Annotated in this window: 16 protein-coding genes and 1 pseudogene; 8 read left to right on the top strand and 9 right to left on the bottom strand. The window is 74.8% G+C overall.

Features of this window, described 5'->3' with window-relative positions; genetic code table 11:
- Positions 1–68: 68 nt before the first annotated feature.
- Positions 69–1,055 (top strand): LLM class F420-dependent oxidoreductase, encoded by a 987-nt coding sequence (locus EBO36_RS07510; protein ID WP_122825517.1) that lies wholly within the window; start codon positions 69–71, stop codon positions 1,053–1,055.
- On the opposite strand, the gene EBO36_RS07505 is transcribed toward EBO36_RS07510, so the two are convergent.
- The 4 genes from EBO36_RS07505 to EBO36_RS07495 form a co-directional block, all read right to left on the bottom strand.
- Positions 1,036–2,103, bottom strand: coding sequence for an NAD-dependent epimerase/dehydratase family protein (locus EBO36_RS07505; protein WP_122824067.1), 1,068 nt, complete (start codon positions 2,101–2,103; stop codon positions 1,036–1,038). The genes EBO36_RS07510 and EBO36_RS07505 overlap by 20 nt on opposite strands.
- A 26-nt stretch (positions 2,104–2,129) precedes the next feature.
- Entirely contained in the window at positions 2,130–2,300 is a 171-nt protein-coding gene (locus tag EBO36_RS15320; protein ID WP_164471402.1) for a hypothetical protein, read from the bottom strand.
- A gap of 66 nt (positions 2,301–2,366) precedes the next feature.
- Positions 2,367–3,449 carry a YihY/virulence factor BrkB family protein gene (locus tag EBO36_RS07500; protein ID WP_122824066.1) on the bottom strand — a complete coding sequence of 361 codons (1,083 nt, stop codon included), beginning with the start codon at positions 3,447–3,449 and terminating at the stop codon, positions 2,367–2,369.
- A 51-nt stretch (positions 3,450–3,500) separates the two neighbouring features.
- Entirely contained in the window at positions 3,501–4,679 is a 1,179-nt protein-coding gene (locus tag EBO36_RS07495; RefSeq protein WP_122824065.1) for a glucose-1-phosphate adenylyltransferase family protein, read from the bottom strand.
- A gap of 119 nt (positions 4,680–4,798) precedes the next feature.
- Here EBO36_RS07495 and EBO36_RS07490 point away from each other — a divergent pair, with 119 nt between their 5' ends.
- Positions 4,799–5,386, top strand: a complete 588-nt coding sequence (locus EBO36_RS07490; protein ID WP_122824064.1) for a TetR/AcrR family transcriptional regulator — start codon at positions 4,799–4,801, stop codon at positions 5,384–5,386.
- Here EBO36_RS07490 and pepN read toward each other — a convergent pair.
- Positions 5,383–8,058 carry an aminopeptidase N gene (gene pepN, locus EBO36_RS07485; protein WP_122824063.1) on the bottom strand — a complete coding sequence of 892 codons (2,676 nt, stop codon included), beginning with the start codon at positions 8,056–8,058 and terminating at the stop codon, positions 5,383–5,385. The two genes, EBO36_RS07490 and pepN, sit on opposite strands and share 4 nt — an antisense overlap.
- A gap of 12 nt (positions 8,059–8,070) precedes the next feature.
- Positions 8,071–8,754 (bottom strand): hypothetical protein, encoded by a 684-nt coding sequence (locus EBO36_RS07480; RefSeq protein ID WP_164471401.1) that lies wholly within the window; start codon positions 8,752–8,754, stop codon positions 8,071–8,073.
- 101 nt (positions 8,755–8,855) lie between these two features.
- On the opposite strand from EBO36_RS07480, the gene EBO36_RS07475 reads away from it, so the two are divergent.
- From EBO36_RS07475 to EBO36_RS07465, 3 genes are all read left to right on the top strand, one after another.
- Complete coding sequence (locus EBO36_RS07475; protein WP_244925233.1) at positions 8,856–9,866, top strand: oxygenase MpaB family protein; 1,011 nt, start codon at positions 8,856–8,858, stop codon at positions 9,864–9,866.
- Positions 9,863–10,252, top strand: a complete 390-nt coding sequence (locus EBO36_RS07470; protein ID WP_122824060.1) for a DUF2237 family protein — start codon at positions 9,863–9,865, stop codon at positions 10,250–10,252. The genes EBO36_RS07475 and EBO36_RS07470 overlap by 4 nt, the downstream gene beginning before the upstream one ends.
- A 712-nt stretch (positions 10,253–10,964) precedes the next feature.
- Positions 10,965–12,320, top strand: a complete 1,356-nt coding sequence (locus EBO36_RS07465; RefSeq protein WP_122825516.1) for an HNH endonuclease — start codon at positions 10,965–10,967, stop codon at positions 12,318–12,320.
- Positions 12,321–12,341: 21 nt separating this feature from the next.
- On the opposite strand, the gene EBO36_RS07460 is transcribed toward EBO36_RS07465, so the two are convergent.
- Positions 12,342–13,079 (bottom strand): DUF5701 family protein, encoded by a 738-nt coding sequence (locus tag EBO36_RS07460; protein WP_222928695.1) that lies wholly within the window; start codon positions 13,077–13,079, stop codon positions 12,342–12,344.
- 146 nt (positions 13,080–13,225) lie between these two features.
- Between EBO36_RS07460 and EBO36_RS07455 the strand changes: the two genes are divergently transcribed.
- A complete protein-coding gene (locus tag EBO36_RS07455) occupies positions 13,226–13,450 on the top strand; it encodes a PLDc N-terminal domain-containing protein (protein WP_122824059.1) in 225 nt (74 codons plus the stop codon).
- The gene (locus tag EBO36_RS07450; protein WP_122824058.1) at positions 13,447–14,166 is read left to right on the top strand and encodes a class I SAM-dependent methyltransferase; all 720 of its coding nucleotides are present in this window, start codon (positions 13,447–13,449) and stop codon (positions 14,164–14,166) included. Before EBO36_RS07455 ends, EBO36_RS07450 begins: the two co-directional genes overlap by 4 nt.
- 30 nt (positions 14,167–14,196) lie before the next feature.
- Here the strand turns inward: EBO36_RS07450 and EBO36_RS07445 are convergent, their stop codons facing one another.
- Positions 14,197–15,348, bottom strand: a complete 1,152-nt coding sequence (locus tag EBO36_RS07445; protein WP_122824057.1) for a GmrSD restriction endonuclease domain-containing protein — start codon at positions 15,346–15,348, stop codon at positions 14,197–14,199.
- A gap of 161 nt (positions 15,349–15,509) precedes the next feature.
- Positions 15,510–15,632 carry a hypothetical protein gene (locus tag EBO36_RS15895; RefSeq protein WP_280525417.1) on the bottom strand — a complete coding sequence of 41 codons (123 nt, stop codon included), beginning with the start codon at positions 15,630–15,632 and terminating at the stop codon, positions 15,510–15,512.
- Between EBO36_RS15895 and EBO36_RS07440 the strand changes: the two are divergent.
- Positions 15,582–15,964 (top strand): annotated as a pseudogene (locus tag EBO36_RS07440) (MmcQ/YjbR family DNA-binding protein). The gene EBO36_RS15895 and the pseudogene EBO36_RS07440 sit on opposite strands and share 51 nt — an antisense overlap.
- Positions 15,965–15,976: the final 12 nt, after the last annotated feature.

Below are 15,976 nucleotides of genomic sequence, written 5' to 3'. Positions count from 1 at the left end.
GCTCCACCTCACCACCGCTCCGACGGCGGTGCACGCCGAGCGACCGTAGGCTGATGATCATGACCTCGATGCGCTTCGGCATGTTCATCCCCCAGGGCTGGCGCTTCGACCTCGTCGGTGTCGACGAGGCGGAGCAGTGGCCCACCATGAAGCGGCTGGCGCAGCGCGCCGACGCCGGCCCGTGGGAGTCGGTGTGGGTCTACGACCACTTCCACACCACGCCGGTCCCCAGCGAGGAGGCCACCCACGAGGCGTGGACCCTCATGTCCGCGCTGGCGGCGTCGACCGAGCGGGTGCGCCTGGGCCAGATGTGCACGTGCATGGCGTACCGCAACCCCATGTACCTCGCCAAGGTGGCGGCGACGGTGGACCACGTCAGCGGCGGCCGGCTCGAGATGGGCATCGGCGCCGGCTGGTACGAGCACGAGTGGCGCGCCTACGGCTACGGGTTCCCCCGCGCCGGCGTGCGCCTGGCCATGCTCGACGAGGGCGTGCAGATCATGCGGCAGGCGTGGACGGAGGGCGTCGCCACGCTGGACGGCGAGCACTACCAGGTCGACGGCGCGATCTGCCGCCCGCTCCCCCGCCAGGCCGGTGGGGTGCCGCTGTGGATCGCCGGCGGCGGGGAGAAGGTCACCCTGCGGATCGCGGCGAAGTACGCGCGGTACACGAACTTCGACGGCACGCTCGAGGGGTTCACGCACAAGTCGGCGATCCTCGCCGAGCACTGCCGCAGCGAGGGCACCGACTTCGACGCCATCGCCCGGTCGGCCAACTACAACGTGATGATCGGCGCGACGGAGGCCGAGGTCGCCGAACGGATGGACGCCCTCGCGGACCGCCTGGGCCGGTACATGGACGCCGACGCGGTCGCGGGTCAGCTCCGCGGCTTCCGGGACATGCCGGCGTACGGCACGCCCGAGCAGATCGTCGAGAAGCTCACGGCGCTGCGCGAGGCCGGCATGACCTACGGCATCTACTACTTCCCCGAGGCCGCCTACGACACGTCGGCCATCGAGCTCTTCGAGCGCGAGGTCATCCCCGCTCTCGGCTGAGCCCGCGGGGGTAGAGCACCGGGCTGCCCCCGATCCCGTCGGCGTTCGCCATCCCGCGCATGAGCTCGCGCAGGGAGGACGCAGCGGTGCGTCGGGGGCGCCAGCCCAGCTCGGTCCGCGCTCGGGTGGTGTCCATGACGGGCACCCCCATGCCCATGTCGATCCACCCCGGGCTCATGGGGACCAGCCAGGCGTGCCACGCCGCGGCGAGGGCGCCGCGCACGAGGCGGGGCGGGAGCTCGACGAGCCGGCCGTGGTCGAGCACGCGGGCGAGGACGGGCGCGGTGAGGACGTCGTCGGCCGCCGCGTTGAAGGCGCCCGTGGCGCGCTGGAGGAGGATGCGGGTGTAGAGGTCGGCGACGTCGTCGGCGTGGACCGCCTGGAGCCGCAGGCCCGCCGGCAGCGGGAGGAACGGCAGGCGGCCGTAGCGCAGCAGCCCGACCGGTACGGCATGCCCGAGGAAGTAGCGGGCGATCGAGGAGCCCGCGCGCTCCTGGAAGATGAGCGCCGGGCGGACCCGCGCCACCCGCAGCTGGGGATGGGCGCGCTCGACCTCGTCGAGCAGGCGCTCCTGGTCGACCTTGTCGACGCTGTACTCGCTCGTCTCCATCCCGCTCGTGGGCCACGACTCGTCGCGGGGCACGTCGTCGTCGACGGGGGCGTAGCCGCCTACAGAGCAGGCGACGACGAGGTGCGGCACCCCCGCCGCGGCCGCCGCCGCGGCGACCCGGCGGGTGCCGTCGACGTTGGTCGGCCGCATCTGGTCACGGGCGCGGGCGGGCTGCAGCCGCCACGCGAGGTGGACGACGGCGTCGGCGCCGGCCATGACGGCCTCGAGCTTCGCGAGGAGCGCGGCCTCCTCGGCGGTGCCCGGATCGGGCTCGCCGATGTCGACGCTCACCCACTCCGCGCGGTCGTACGGCGGGACGTTCGGGTCGGGCAGGCGGCGCGCCAGCCCGACCACGGAGGTGACGCCCGGCTCCTTCGCCAGGGCGTGCATGAGGGCCGTCCCCGTGTTGCCGGTGGCCCCGACGACGACGACCCTCATGCCCCGTTCCTGCGTGTGGTTCGGACTCAGCTTGCGGGCTCCCCCGTGACGGCCGGGTCGTCGGCCCCCTCGGCCGGCTCGGACGGTGCCGGGCTGCCGGGGCGGCGGTTGTCGAGCATGTCGGCGTCGGTGTCGGGGTCCTTCGCCGGGTCGTAGGGCTGCTCGGACGGGTTCTGGGACGTGGTGTTCTCGCTCATGCCCCTAACTTGGCATCGCCCCGCGGCGCTCGCATCCGCTGGCGCGGACGCGAGCGCCGGGGACGGTCACTCGTCCTTCGCCTTGGCCCGACGCCCGGCGGTGCGGCGCAGGTCACGACCGCGCTCGACGTCCTTGCGCTCCTGCTCGGCCTTCTTGTCGCTGGCCTTGGTGTCCCGCGGCGGCAGCTGGATGGTCTCCTCGGCGGCGATCCCGCCCTGGAGCTCGCGCGCGCGCTCCAGCTCGGCGTCGAGCTCCGCGCCGAAGAGCAGGACGGCGTTCATGATCCACAGCCAGAACAGGAAGATGATGACGCCGGCGAGGGCGCCGTACGTCGCGTCGTAGCTGCCGAACTTCGAGACGTAGAAGCCGAAGCCGACGGAGGCGATGATCGCCACCACGATGGCGATGACGGCCCCGACGCTGATCCACCGGAACTTCGGCTGCTTGACGTTCGGGGTGAAGTAGTAGAGCAGCGCGACGATGACGATGATCGCGAGGAGCACGACCGGCCACTTGGCGATGTTCCACACCGTCACCGCCGTCGAGCCGAGCCCGACCGCGTCCCCCACGGCCTGGGCCACCGGCCCCGACAGGACGAGCATGAGCCCGACGAGGGCGACGAGGACGAGGAGCAGCGCGGTGATGCCGTACATGATGGGGCGCAGCTTCCACACCGGCCGGCCCTCGGGGACCTCGTAGATGCGGTTCATCGCGCGGCCGAAGGCGTTGACGTAGTTCGACGCCGTCCACAGCGCGGTGAGGATACCGATGATGAGGGCGAGCCCGGCGCCCGGGGCGCTGGTGAGGCTCTCGATGATCGGCCTCAGCTGCTCCAGCGCATCCTCGGGCACGAAGTCCGAGGCCATGTCGAGGATGGTGTCGGTCGTCGACTGGGCCTGGCCGACGAGGCTGAGGAGGGAGACGAGCGCGATGAGCGCGGGGAAGATCGACAGGACGGCGTAGTAGGTGAGCGCCGCCGCGAGGTCGGTGCACTGGTCGCTGAGGAACTCCCGGATCGTCTTGCGCAGGGTGTAGCCCCAGGACGGCTTGGTGAGGTCGCTCGGCGCATCGGGCTTGCGGTCGTCGTCGGGGTCCGCGGCGGTCCTCCCGCGCGCCTCTTGCCCCTCGCTCTGCCTGCTGTTCGCCATCGTGCCCTCCGTCGTGTCATCCGTCGCGCCCGTGCGCGACGGGGCCCAGCCTTACTGCTCCGGGTGCCGAGCGCCCGCCGAGAGGTCGCCGTCCACCTCGGCAGCGGCCCCGACGAGGGTGATGGCCTCGTCGTCGTCCCGCCCCTCGGCGCCCACCCCGACGGTGACGCCGTCGCCGATCCGCGCCCGCTCGTCGACGATGGCACGCACCACGCGCGCACCCGCCCCGACGACCGCGCCGTCGATGATCACGGAGTCGACGACCTCGGCGCCGGCGTGGATGTGCACCCCGGGGCCGATGACACTGCCGCGCACCCGGCCCTCGATCCGCGCCCCCGGGCCGAGGAGGGAGCTCTCCACCTCACCACCGCCGCTCACCCGCGCACCACCGCGGCGGGCGCCCCGGGTGCTGATCGGCCAGGCCTCGTCGTCGACGTCGAACGGGGCGTCCGCCCGCGCGAAGGCGACGTTGGTGCGCCAGTAGGCGGCCACGGTGCCCACGTCCTGCCAGTAACCGGTGTGACGATAGTCATGGGCCGTGCCGCGCTCGACGAAGAGCGGCAGGAGCGCCTCACCGAGGTCCGTGAGCGCGTCCTCCCCCTGCTCGGCGACGGTCTCGAGGCCGGCGACCAGCGCCTGGGGGTCGAAGACGAAGACCTCGGTGGTGACGATGTCCGTCGCCGGCTCGTCGGGCTTGAGCTGGTACCCGGTGATCCGCCCGTCCTTGGTCTCGACGACGCCGTAGCGGGTGTTGTCGCCGTCGTGCTGGACGGTGACCATGGTCACCTCCGCGTCGGAGGCGAGGTGCTCGTCGACCACGGCGGCGTAGTCCAGGCGGTAGATGGCGTCGGCGGAGACCACGACGACGGCGTCGGCCCCGAAGCCCTCGATCGCCGGGGCGAACCGCCACAGGGCGTCGGCCGTCCCCGCGTGCCAGCCCTCGCGCTCGTCGCCCTGGTAGGGCTCGAGGACGAGGAGGCCGCCGCGGGTGCGGTCGAGGTCCCAGGGGCGGCCGTTGGCGAGGTGGACGTTGAGCGAGGTGGGGTGGAACTGCTGGACGACCCACACGTCGTCGATGCCCGCGTTGCGCGCGTTGCTCAGGGGGAAGTCGACGAGCCGGTGGGTGCCCGCGAACCGCATGGCGGGCTTGGCGCGGTGCTTCGTGAGCAGCTCCAGGCGGGAGCCGGCTCCGCCGGCCAGGACGATGACGAGGGTTCGGGGGGGCGCCATGGGGGGTCCTCTCCAGTGGGGGCTCCCGCGATCGTCAGTCCTGGTCCGCGGCCCCGCAACCGGACGATCGGCCGCCCATTCACCCGGCCCCGGGCGGCGGCGGAAGGTACTGTGCCGTCATGTACCGGCGCGCCGCGGGGTCACAGGATCCCCGCACGCTGCGCTCACGCTCGCTGCTCCAGGACGCGCTGCTGGAGATCCTCCGCCAGTCCCCCGGCGCCACCGTCGCCGTCGCCGACCTCACCGAGCGGGCGGGCGTCAACCGCTCGACGTTCTACCAGCACTACCGGGAGGTCGACGACCTCCTCGCGGACGCCCTCGACGCCCGTGCGGTCGGCGCAGGGGCCGACCTCGAGTCCATCCCGCCGGACGCGATGAGCGGCAGCGAGCCGCCGGCGGCGTTCCTCGCGTACGTCGAGCACATCGCCGCGAACCGGGTCCTCTACCGCCGTGTCCTCGGCGGCCAGGGCTCCCCCGCGACGACCGAGCGCCTGCGCCGGCGGCTCGTCGACGCGATCGTCGCGAGCCTGCAACTGCGGCCGCCGCCGGCGACCCGCACCCCGACGATCGTCACCGCCTCGGCCATGGCCGGCGCCCTGCTCGGGGTGCTGTCGTGCTGGGTGGAGCTCATGCCGCACGTGCCCGCCCGCGAGGCGGCGGGCTGGGCCTGGGAGGCCGTCATGAGGGCAGCGCCCGACGCTACCTAGCGACCGGCCTCCGACGTGCCCGAGGTCTGGGCGGCCAGCGCGCGGCGCAGGTCGTCCTCCTCCTCGAGGAGGATCCGGCGCAGAGCGGCCGGGGCGTCGTCGTTCGCCTCGAGCCAGGCCCGCGTCCGGGCGAGGACCGCGGCGCCCTGCTGGCCCGGGTAGAGCCCCCGGACCAGGCGGGCGGCGATCTCGATGCTCCGCTCCTCCCACAGGCGCCGCAGCGACGTGAAGTACGGCTCCGTCCACGGCGCCACCAGGCTGGCGTGCAGCGGCTGGGTGAAGCCCTCGATGGTGGCGTCCACCTCGTCGTTGGACAGGGCGTCCTGCTCGACCAGCGACCGCCACGCCTCGGCCTTGACCTCGGCGTCGGGGCGCCCGACGAGCGCCGCGAGGTGGGACGTCCGGGTCGCGGCCGTCCGCTCGCGGGCGAGCTCGGCGTCGAGCTCGCCCACCTGCGCGTCCCCCACGGCGGCCAGCGCCTGCCAGAGCGCCCAGCGGAGGTCGGGGTCGAGCGGCAGGCCCGCGACGACGACGCCGCCGTCGAGCAGCCCGCGGACCCGCGGCGCCGCCCCCGGGCAGCTGGCCGCCGCGGCGGCGACGACCCGGGCCCAGACGAGCTGGGCGTCGGAGCCCGGCGCGGCTCGCTCCAGGTGCTGCCAGGCACCCTCGAACAGGGTCCGCCGGCCCTCGTCCCGGGCGGCGGGCGGGAGGTAGTGCTCGACGGCGAAGCGGGCGTGGGCGGTGATGTCGCGCAGCGTGCCGACGTGGTCCTCGCGGGCCGCGTGGGCGAGGACCGCGGCGAGGTAGTCCCCCGCCGGGAGGATCCCGTCGCGAGTGGCGTTCCACAGGGCGGACCACACGAGGGCCCGCGGCAGCGCCTCGGGCAGGGCGCCCAGGTGGGCCAGGGCCGTGCGCAGCGACGTGGGGTCGAGGCGGACCTTGGCGTAGGTGAGGTCGTCGTCGTTGACGAGGAGGAGGTCGGGCCGGCGCAGGCCCTCCGCCTCCTCGACGGTGGTGGTCCCCTCCGTGAGGTCGAGCTCGATCCGGCGGGACCGGCGCAGCTGCCCGCCCTCGAGGTCGTAGAACCCGACGGCGAGCCGGTGCGGGCGGAGCACCTCGGCACCCGTGGCCGGGTCGGTGCCGGCCTGGTGGAGGCGGAGACGGCGGATGACGGGGGCGCCGTCGTCGGCACTGACGCGGGCGCCGTCGTCGGCGCTGCCCTCGCCGCCGGCCTCGACGTCGGCGGTGAGCGTCGACGTCCCGGCGGTCTCCAGCCACGCGCGGCTCCACGCGCCCAGATCCCGCCCGGACGCCCCCTCCAGGGCGCCGAGGAGGTCGGGCAGGGTGGTGTTGCCGTAGGCGTGCGCCCGGAAGTAGGCCCGGGCGCCGGCGAAGAACGCGTCCTCCCCGACGTAGGCGACGAGCTGCTTGAGCACCGAGGCGCCCTTGGCGTAGGTGATGCCGTCGAAGTTCTGCTTGGCGGCCTCGAGGTCGGGGATGTCGGCGACGACGGGGTGCGTCGTCGGCAGCTGGTCCTGGCGGTACGCCCACGCCTTGCGGCGCGAGGCGAACGCCGTCCACGCGTCGGTGAAGCGTGTGGCGGCGACGCTCGCGTGCGCGCCCATGTAGTCGGCGAAGGACTCCTTGAGCCACAGGTCGTCCCACCAGCGCATCGTCACGAGGTCGCCGAACCACATGTGCGCCATCTCGTGGAGGATCGTGTTCGCCCGCGCCTGGTACTGGGCGTCGGTGGCGGCGGAGCGGAAGACGTACGCCTCGGTGAACGTCACCGCGCCCGGGTTCTCCATCGCGCCGAGGTTGTACTCCGGCACGAACACCTGCTCGTAGGTGCCCCACGGGTACGGGAAGCCGAAGGCGGCGTCGAAGAACGTGAGGCCCTGGCGGGTGATGGCGAGGATCTCCTCGGCGTCGAGGTGCTCGGCGAGCGACCGGCGGCAGGCGACGGACAGCGGCACCTCCAGGCGCGTCCCGTCGGCGCGGTCGACCGACCAGGTGCCCTCCACGCGGTGGTAGGGGCCGGCGACGACGGCGGTGAGGTACGTCGACAGCGGCGGCGTCGGGGCGAACGTCCAGCGGCGGGCGGGCACGGCGTCGTCGGGCGCGGCGTCGTCGGGCGAGCCGGGTTCCGGGGCGACGTCCTCCACGCGCTCGGGCGCGCTGTTGGACAGCACGTGCCAGGGGGCGGGCGCGAGCACCTCGAACGTGAAGCGGGCCTTGAGGTCGGGCTGCTCGGCGTTGGCGAAGACGCGGCGCGCGTCGGCCGGCTCGTACTGGGTGTACAGGTACGTCTCGCCGTCGACCGGGTCGACGAAGCGGTGCAGTCCCTCGCCCGAGCGCGAGTAGGCGCCCTCGGCGCGGACGGTGACGGTGGTCTCGACGCCGGTGGGCAGGCCGTGCAGGCGGATGCGGGCGCCGTCGAAGTCCACCGGCACCTCGCGGCCGTCGACCGTCACGCCGTGGACGACCGGGCCCAGGAAGTCGAGGAAGGTCTCCGGCTCACGCGCCACCAGGCGCACGGTGGTCGTCGTCGGAAAGGTCGCGCGGTCGGGGTCCGGCGCGCCGCGGAGGTCGAGCCGGACGACGTAGTCGGCGACGGTGAGGGCGGCGGACCGGGCGCGGGCGTCGGCGCGGGAGAGGTTAGCGGTGCTCACCGCGCAAGCACATCACACCGGGCCGGTGGCCTCGTGCGGCCAGCGGCGCCGAGCCAGGACGTAGGAGGGGTCACGCACGAGCCGGATCCAGCGGTCGACCGAGGTACCGGTGGGGACGTGGCGGACCGGGTCGAACCGCAGGGGCGGGTCGGCGTCGGGCCCGGCGGGTCCGGTGCCGGCGACGAGGTGGGCGATGGGCTCCCACGTGCGGCGGGCCGGCGTGGACACGCTGAGCACCCACTCCTGGGCGGTCCCGGACTGCCCCGCCGGGGTGAGCCGGAGCTGGAGCGCGCCCGAGGGGGTGCGCAGCGGCATCATCGTCGTCAGCGCGGCCTGGGGGCTGCGGACCGGGCGCAGGACGTAGCGGGTCAGCGTGCCGCTGCCCGTGGTGGCGAAGAGCAGGTCGACGGGGCGCCCGTCCTCCTCGAGCCGAAGGGCGACGCCGTGGATGTCGGGCAGGGGTGCCGGCAGCCCGATGGACCGCGAGGTGCGCACGAGGCAGGGACGGGGGCCGGCGTCGTCGAGCAACGGCACGCCGGTGGCGGCGCCACGCCGGACCAGCGTGCCGGCGTGGACGACGCCGCGCGGGTGCAGGGGCTTGGCGTTCCGGAGCGCGGCGACGGCGCCCAGCACCTGGCCGAACACCTGGCCGGCGCCGGCGGCGGCGGAGTCCCCGACGCGGGCAAGGAAGGTCATGGCGCCCAGCATCGCGGCGGGCGGCGGGTGACGCACGCCCGCGGGGCAACCGGGAGCCTCGACCCTCAGCGGGGCGGCGACGCTTCCCTCACACTGGAGCGATGACCCCCATGACGGTGGCCCGGCGGCGCCTCGGCGACCTGCTCCTCGCTCGCGTGGCCGGCGACGACGCCGACGCCGCCCGCTCGAGAATCCACACCGCGCCCGGACCGCGGTGGTTCCCCACCGGGTCGGCGATCCAACGGGTCCACGGGGACGCCTCGATGTACGTCGGCGGGCTCCGCGCCCTCCTCCTGCAGTCGCTGCACCCGCTGGCCATGGCCGCCGTCGCCGACCACTCCAACTATCGCGAGGACCCGTGGGGCCGGTTGGCGAGGACGAGCACCTTCCTCGCCGAGACGACCTTCGCGCGGGCCGACGACGCCGAGCGTGCCGTCGCCATCGTCCGGGCCGTCCACCGGCACATCTCGGGCGCCACCCCGGACGGGCGCCCCTACCGCGCCGACGACCCGCACCTGCTCACCTGGGTCCACGTGGCGGAGGTCGACAGCTTCCTCACCGCGCACCAGCTCTACGGGGAGCGGCCGCTCGACGCCCCCGGAGCCGACGCCTACCTGGCCCAGGCCGCCGAGGTGGCCCGGCGCCTCGGCGCGGAGGACGTGCCCACCACGCGGGCCGAGCTTGCCGCCGCCCTCGAGCGGTACCGGCCGGAGCTGGAGCGCAGCGATGCGGCGCTCGAGGCGGCGGAGTTCCTCCTCCACCGCCCGCCGGTCACCGGGCCGGTGCGCGCGGGGTACGCCGTCCTCGTCCGCGCCGCCGTCGCGTCGTTGCCGCGGTGGACCCGGGAGCCGCTCGGGCTGCCCGACCACCCGCTGCGCGATGCCACCCTCGGCCGGGCCGCGGGGCACACGGTCACGCGCGCCTTCCGGTGGGTGATGGGCGGAGTCGAGCCGGTCGGAGAGCCGGCGGCGTCGGCGGATGGGGCGGCGGCGTCGTCGGCGGACGGGGCGGCGTCGGCGGCGGACGGGGCGGCGTCGTCGTCGGCGGACGGGGCGGCGTCGGACGGGGCGGGTGCGGCCGACGCTCAGCCGGCGGGGCGGGGCGGGGCATGACGGAACGCAACGTGCTCGGGCAGGCGCTGGAGGAGTGCGGCGTCGACCCGGTGACCGGCTACTACCGGACCGGGCGGTGCATCGCGGACCCGCTCGACGCCGGCAACCACAGCATCTGCGCGGTGATGACGGCGGAGTTCCTCGCCCACCAGCAGGCGACCGGCAACGACCTCGTCACTCCCCGCCCGGAGTGGCAGTTCCCGGGGCTCCGGCCGGGCGACCGGTGGTGCGTCGTCGCCGCGCGCTGGCTGCTCTCGCACGAGGCGGCTGCCGCCGCGCCGGTGGTCCTCGCCGCGACGCACGAGCGGGCGCTGGAGGTGGTGCCGCTGGAGGTCCTGCGGCGCTACGCGGTGGACATCCCCGACGACGCCAGCTCGCTGGGGTAGCCAGCGCGGGCCGGGCTCTCCCGTCAGCCGCACTCCCCCCTCGGCCGCACTCCCCCTCGGCCGCACTCCCCCGTCGTGATCTTGCAGAAACGCTGGGCGGTCAAACCGCCAGCCGTCGGACCGCAGGGCCGTCAGGCCCCTCCCACTCCCCCTCGTGATCGTGCAGAAACGCTGAACACCACGCTGTTCTCGGCACGCTGGGTGAGATCGCAGTGCTCATAGCGCTGGAACCTCACCCGGTGAAGCCAGAACAGCGCATGAGACCACGCCTTCGTGTCGGGCTGCCGTGTGCGACTCACCGAGCCGCACCCCCTCCGGCCCCGCGACACCGAACGCCGACGGCGGCCTATCCACCGCCGTTCCGCCGGACGGTGTGGTCTCCAGATGGAATGTCAGTGGTCGCCGATAGCGTCAGTGCATGGTCGAGGTCGGCACTGGAGCGGCACCGGCGGATGCACCCGCCGGCCCTCCTGGCGCGCGGCCTCAGTCCCCGGCGCGACCTCAGTCCCAGCGCGTGCCCCGGCCCCCAGCGCGGCCCCAGTCCCCGGCGCGAGCTCAGTCCCAGGCCCAGCCCCAGCCCCAGCCGCGTGGCGAGCAGACCGCCTACCGCCTCAGCCCGCGGTCGGCGCCCATCCCCTCCCCCACCGTCCACAGGCCGGGCGGCGCGCCCGTCGGCACGCTGCGAGCGAGCACGGTGGCCGAATGGGTGACGATGCTGGCCGAGATGGCCCCCGACGTCGACGACGCTGAGCGGGTCGACCAGATCCGCGTCCTCGAGGAGCTCAAGGCGGCCGCGGCGGCCGCCCAGGCGCGGGCGAGCGTCGACCTCGACGTGTCGCAGCGTCACGCCCAGGCCGCCGCCGGCGTCCCCGCCGCACGCCGTGGCATCGGGGTGGGTGCTCAGGTCGCCCTGGCGCGCCGCGAGTCGCCACACACCGGCGGACGACACCTCGGTCTGGCCAAGGCCCTCGTCCTCGAGATGCCCCACACCCACGCGGCCCTGACGTCCGGGGCGATCAGCGAGTGGCGCGCGACCCTCCTCGTCCGCGAGTCGGCCTGCCTCACCCGCGCGGACCGGGCGACGTTCGACGAGCAGATGGCCGGCGACGTCGCCACGCTCACCGCCCTGGGCGACCGGCACCTGGTCGCCCAGGCGAAGAAGCTCGCCTACGCGCTCGACCCCGCCCAGGTGGTGGCCCGGGCCCGCCGTGCCGAGACCGAGCGGACCGTGACGGTGCGGCCCGCGCCGGACACCATGACGTACCTCACCGCCCTGCTCCCCGTCGCCCAGGGCGTCGCCGCCTACGCCGCCCTCACCCGCGACGCCGACACCCGACGCAGCCAGGGCGAGTCGCGCACCCGCGGGCAGGTCATGGCCGACACCCTCGTCGAGCGCCTCACGGGCCAGGCTGCGGCGGAGAAGGTGCCGCTCGAGGTCGGCCTCATCATGACCGGGCCGAGCCTCCTCGCCGACGACGACGAGCCCGCGCACGTGCCGGGCTACGGCCCGGTCCCCGCGGGGTGGGCGCGCGACCTCGTCCGCGGCCGCCTCGACGACGACGCCGGGGTCTGGGTCCGGCGCCTGTTCCACGCCCCGGGAGCCGGAGAGCTCACCCAGCTCGACTCCCGCGCCCGCCTCGCCCCAGCCGGACTCGCCCGCTTCGTCACGGCCCGGGATCGGACGTGCCGCACCCCCTGGTGCGACGCCCCGATCCGCCACCAGGACCACATCACCCCCTGGGCTGACGGCGGGGCGACCACCGCCGACAACCTCCAGGGGCTGTGCGAGGCCTGCAACCACAGCAAACAGGCCCCGGGCTGGCAGTCGGAGCGCCGGGCCGGGCCCGACAGGCGCCACACCGTGGCCACCCGCACCCCGACGGGGCACGAGTACCTCTCGCACGCCCCACCCCTCGTCGACCCGCCGCCCGCCGCCGCCGCCGCACCTCCGCCATCATCGGCACCGCCGACGGCACCGCTTCGCCCCATCGAGGTGTACCCCGCGGTCGTCAACTGTGCCGAGACCCTCGTCGAGACCCGTTTCGCCGCCGCCCTGGCCGCTGCCTGAGGGTCATGGGGCGCGTGGCACTCAGGCCGGCGCCGCCCCCTGCCGGACCGAGGCCGACGCCGTGCCCAACCACGTGTGCGGGTTGCGGTCCCAGCACCACCCGAGCTTCGGGCGCCGCTGGCTGATCCAGATCGCCGGCACCCGCTGGTTCGTGCCTGTCCTCGAGCCGGCCAGGGAGAAGCAACGGTTGGGGCGCAGCATGTCGGGCCGGAGCACCACGAGGGCGAGGCCCTCGGCGATGGTCAGCGGCGTGCGGCCCGCCTGCGTGATGGCGGCGAGCGCGGCCTCCGGGGTGACGTTGAGGTACGTCGACCCGACGTCGACCCCACCGAGGAGGTAGGCCGCGCCGTCGGGCGCGTCCACGGCGTCGATCGTGCGGTAGGTGCGCGCCTCCTCGTCGTCGATGACGCTGAACCCGGTCCTGGTCCCCAGCCGCATCGCCGGCACGACGTCGTTCGGCGGCGAGTCCGCGAGGACGAGCACGAAGGGAACCCGGTCGTCGTCCGGGCCGGGGCCGGCCTGGTCAGCGGCCTTCGCCGCGACGTCCGCGACGCGGTCGCGGAGGGGGACGAGCAAGTCCCGGAACTCCGCCTCGCTCTGCCCGAGGAGCTGGGGGAAGCGCAGGTCCACGTACACCTGGACCTGCCGGGCCAGCTCGTCCTCCGGGGAGGCAGCCGGGTCGAAGGCGAGGGCGGCCGGGGAGCTCGGCGCCTCGAACGTAGGGAGGTGCTCGGGCGGGGTGACGACGTCGACGGGCATGGCGGTCCTTTCGTCAGGAGCCTTCCGTGTGGCGAGGAGTCAACGCGCGCCCGACGGCCGATGTTCCCGGGCAGAGGTGCAACCTGCCCCGCACGTCAACGGGCCGGAGCACAATGGCGCCACGATCGTCCGACGAAGGAGCACCCATGGCCTCGACGAAGTGGTCCGACCTCACCCCCACGGCGAAGGCGGCGGCCGGTGGGCTCGCCGTCGTCGAGGTGCTCCTCGCGGTCGCCGCGTGGACCGACCTCGCCCGCCGTCCTGCCGACCAGGTCCGGGGACCGAAGGGCGTGTGGGCGGTGATCATCGGCGTCAACATCGTCGGCCCCCTCACCTACTTCGCCAAGGGGCGTCAGGGACCACCGCGGTGAGCCGGCTCGACGACGACCAGCTGGCGGCCTTCGACACCGACTACATGGACGCCGCACGCTGGCGACCGATCGACGCCGGCCTGGCCCGGTTCCCCCCGGACTTACGCTTCCTCGACCTGGGCGGTGGCAACGGCCGGTTCGCCGACCGCCTCCTCGAGCGCTACCCGCGCGCTACCGCCGTGGTCGCCGACAACGCGTCGGTGCTGCTCGGCCAGAACACCGCCCACCCCCGCAAGCGGACCGTCGCCGTCGACGCCATGGGCCTGCCCACCGCGGACCTGGGCCGGTTCGACGTCGTCTTCGTCAACTGGCTCCTCCACCACCTGGTCGTGACGGGCGACTACACCGCGACCCGCCGCACCATCGCGCGCACCCTCGGCGACCTCCGTTGGCTGCTGCGGCCCGGCGGCCGGGTCTCGGTCTACGAGAACCTGTACGACGGCGTCGCGCACCACAACGCCCCGGGCCGCCTCATCTTCGCGGCCACATCCATGCGCCGAGCCGCCCCGCTGACGCGGCGCCTCGGCGCCAACACGGCCGGCGTCGGGGTGTGCTTCCAGTCCGGGGCCGCGTGGCGCGAGCTGGCCGCCGACGCGGGCTACGCGGTGGAGTCGTTCACGCCCGACACCCCGTGGGCCGTGTCGCGGCCGAAGCGGGTCGGCCTGACGATCCGCTCCGTGCGGTGCGGCCACTTCTGGCTGCGCCCGCGCGACTGACGCCCGAACACCTGGCGCCCGAACGCTGGCTCACTCGCAGGCGACGCCGTCCCCGTCGCCGTCCAGGTGCGTGCCGTACCCGGGGTCACCGACGCGCACCGGGGCCGCCCCCGCGGCCCGCGCAGCGCTGCAGTTCTCATAGGGGACGGTGCCGGAAGCGGGAGGCGCCGGGGCCGGAGCGGGAGGCGCGGGCGCGGGAGCGGGAGGCGCGGGTGCAGGACCGGGGGCGGCCGGCGTGGGGGCCGGCGCAGGCGCCGGGGCGGCGGCGTCACCCGCCGGCAGGGGCTCATCCGGGCACGTCGACAGCAGCCGGACCATCGCATCCTGCTCCGCCTGGGTGACCCACAGCCCGTAGGTGTCCTTGACGCCCACCTGCCGCGCCACGTACGCGCAGCGGTAGGCCCGGTTCGGCGGCAGCCAGGTGGCGGCGTCGCCGTCGCCCTTACTCATGTTGAGGGACCCGTCGACGGCGAGGAGGTTGAGCGGGTCGTTGGCGAACCGCACCCGGGTGTCCTCGTCCCACTGCTGGGCGCCCTTCTGCCACGCGTCGGAGAGCGCGACGACGTGGTCGATCTGCACGGCGGTGCTCGTGTCGTTGCCGCGGACGAAGGCGATCGTCGTCCCGCTGTACGGGTCGGCGAGGACGCCGGTGAGGACGACGCAGTCCCGGGTGCCCGGCCGGAACGTCTCCTCGGTGAGGTCGCGGGAGAGGATGTCGTTGCGGGTGTCGCAGCCGTTGCGGTCGACGTCGACCCACCCGCTGCCGAAGAGGTCCCGGTCGTACCCGGTCTGCGGCGCGCGGCCCTTGACCTCGAGCTCCTGGGCGGCGTCGAGCGCGGTGCCCGCGGCGGGCAGACCTGGCTCCCCCGTCGGCGCCCCGGTCGAGGCGACGGTGGGTGCCGGCTGGCCCGACGCGGTTGCCGCCACGCCAGTCGGCCCGGCGGCTGCGCCGCCGTCGGTGGACGGGACGACGGCGCCGCAGCCCGCGAGGCCGAGAGCGAGCACGCCCGCCGCCAGCAGCGTCGCGCCCCGCCGGAGGATCGACCGGCCGTCGCCGCCCGGCGCCGTCGGCCACTCGCCACCCGGCGCCGTCGTCCGGCCGTCACCCCGCGCCGTCGTCCGTCCGTCCCCCGGGGCAGTGAACCGGGCCGCGCGGATCCGGCTGGGGTGGTCGTCAGGCATGGGGCGGTCCCTCGTCTCGGGCGGGCTGGCCGCCGGAGCCTAACCCTTTCGCCTCACTCGTCTTCCACCTGCTGGCCACGTGTCGGACGTGGTGCGCGCCACGTCACCCGCGCGCACGGGGTGCGCCTTCCCACGGCGCTGGCGCCCCCCTTACAGTCGCCTCACTGCGGCGAAGGGCGGCTGCCATGGCGCACGAGCTGATGTTCGACGACGACGACCCCTACCTCGCGCGGCTGCGCCGCCTCGCGCTCGCGTTCCCGGACGCTGAGGAGGTCGTCTCCCACGGTCCCCCTTGTTCCGCGCCCGGAAGGCGTTCGCGGTCTACGGAGCCACGACCAAGGGCCCGGCGGGCGAGTGCCGCGCGTACCCCCACGCCCTCGTCGTCCTCGCGGAGGAGAGCGAGCGCCTCGCGCTCGAGGCCGACCCGCGGAGCTTCGTCCCGGCCTACCTCGGTGCCTACGGCTGGCTCGGCCTCGACCTCGCCGACGGCGGGACGGCCCCGGACGACGTCGACTGGGCCGAGGTCGCCGAGCTCCTCGACGACTCCTACCGCCAGGTCGCGCAGCCGCGGCTGGTCGCCCGCCTCGACGCCGAGGGCGGTCCGGCGGGGAGCTGACGCCCGGGCTGG

It is taken from the genome of Georgenia faecalis (assembly GCF_003710105.1).
GTDB lineage: Bacteria > Actinomycetota > Actinomycetes > Actinomycetales > Actinomycetaceae > Georgenia_A > Georgenia_A faecalis.
This window is presented reverse-complemented; position numbering and strand designations above follow the sequence as displayed.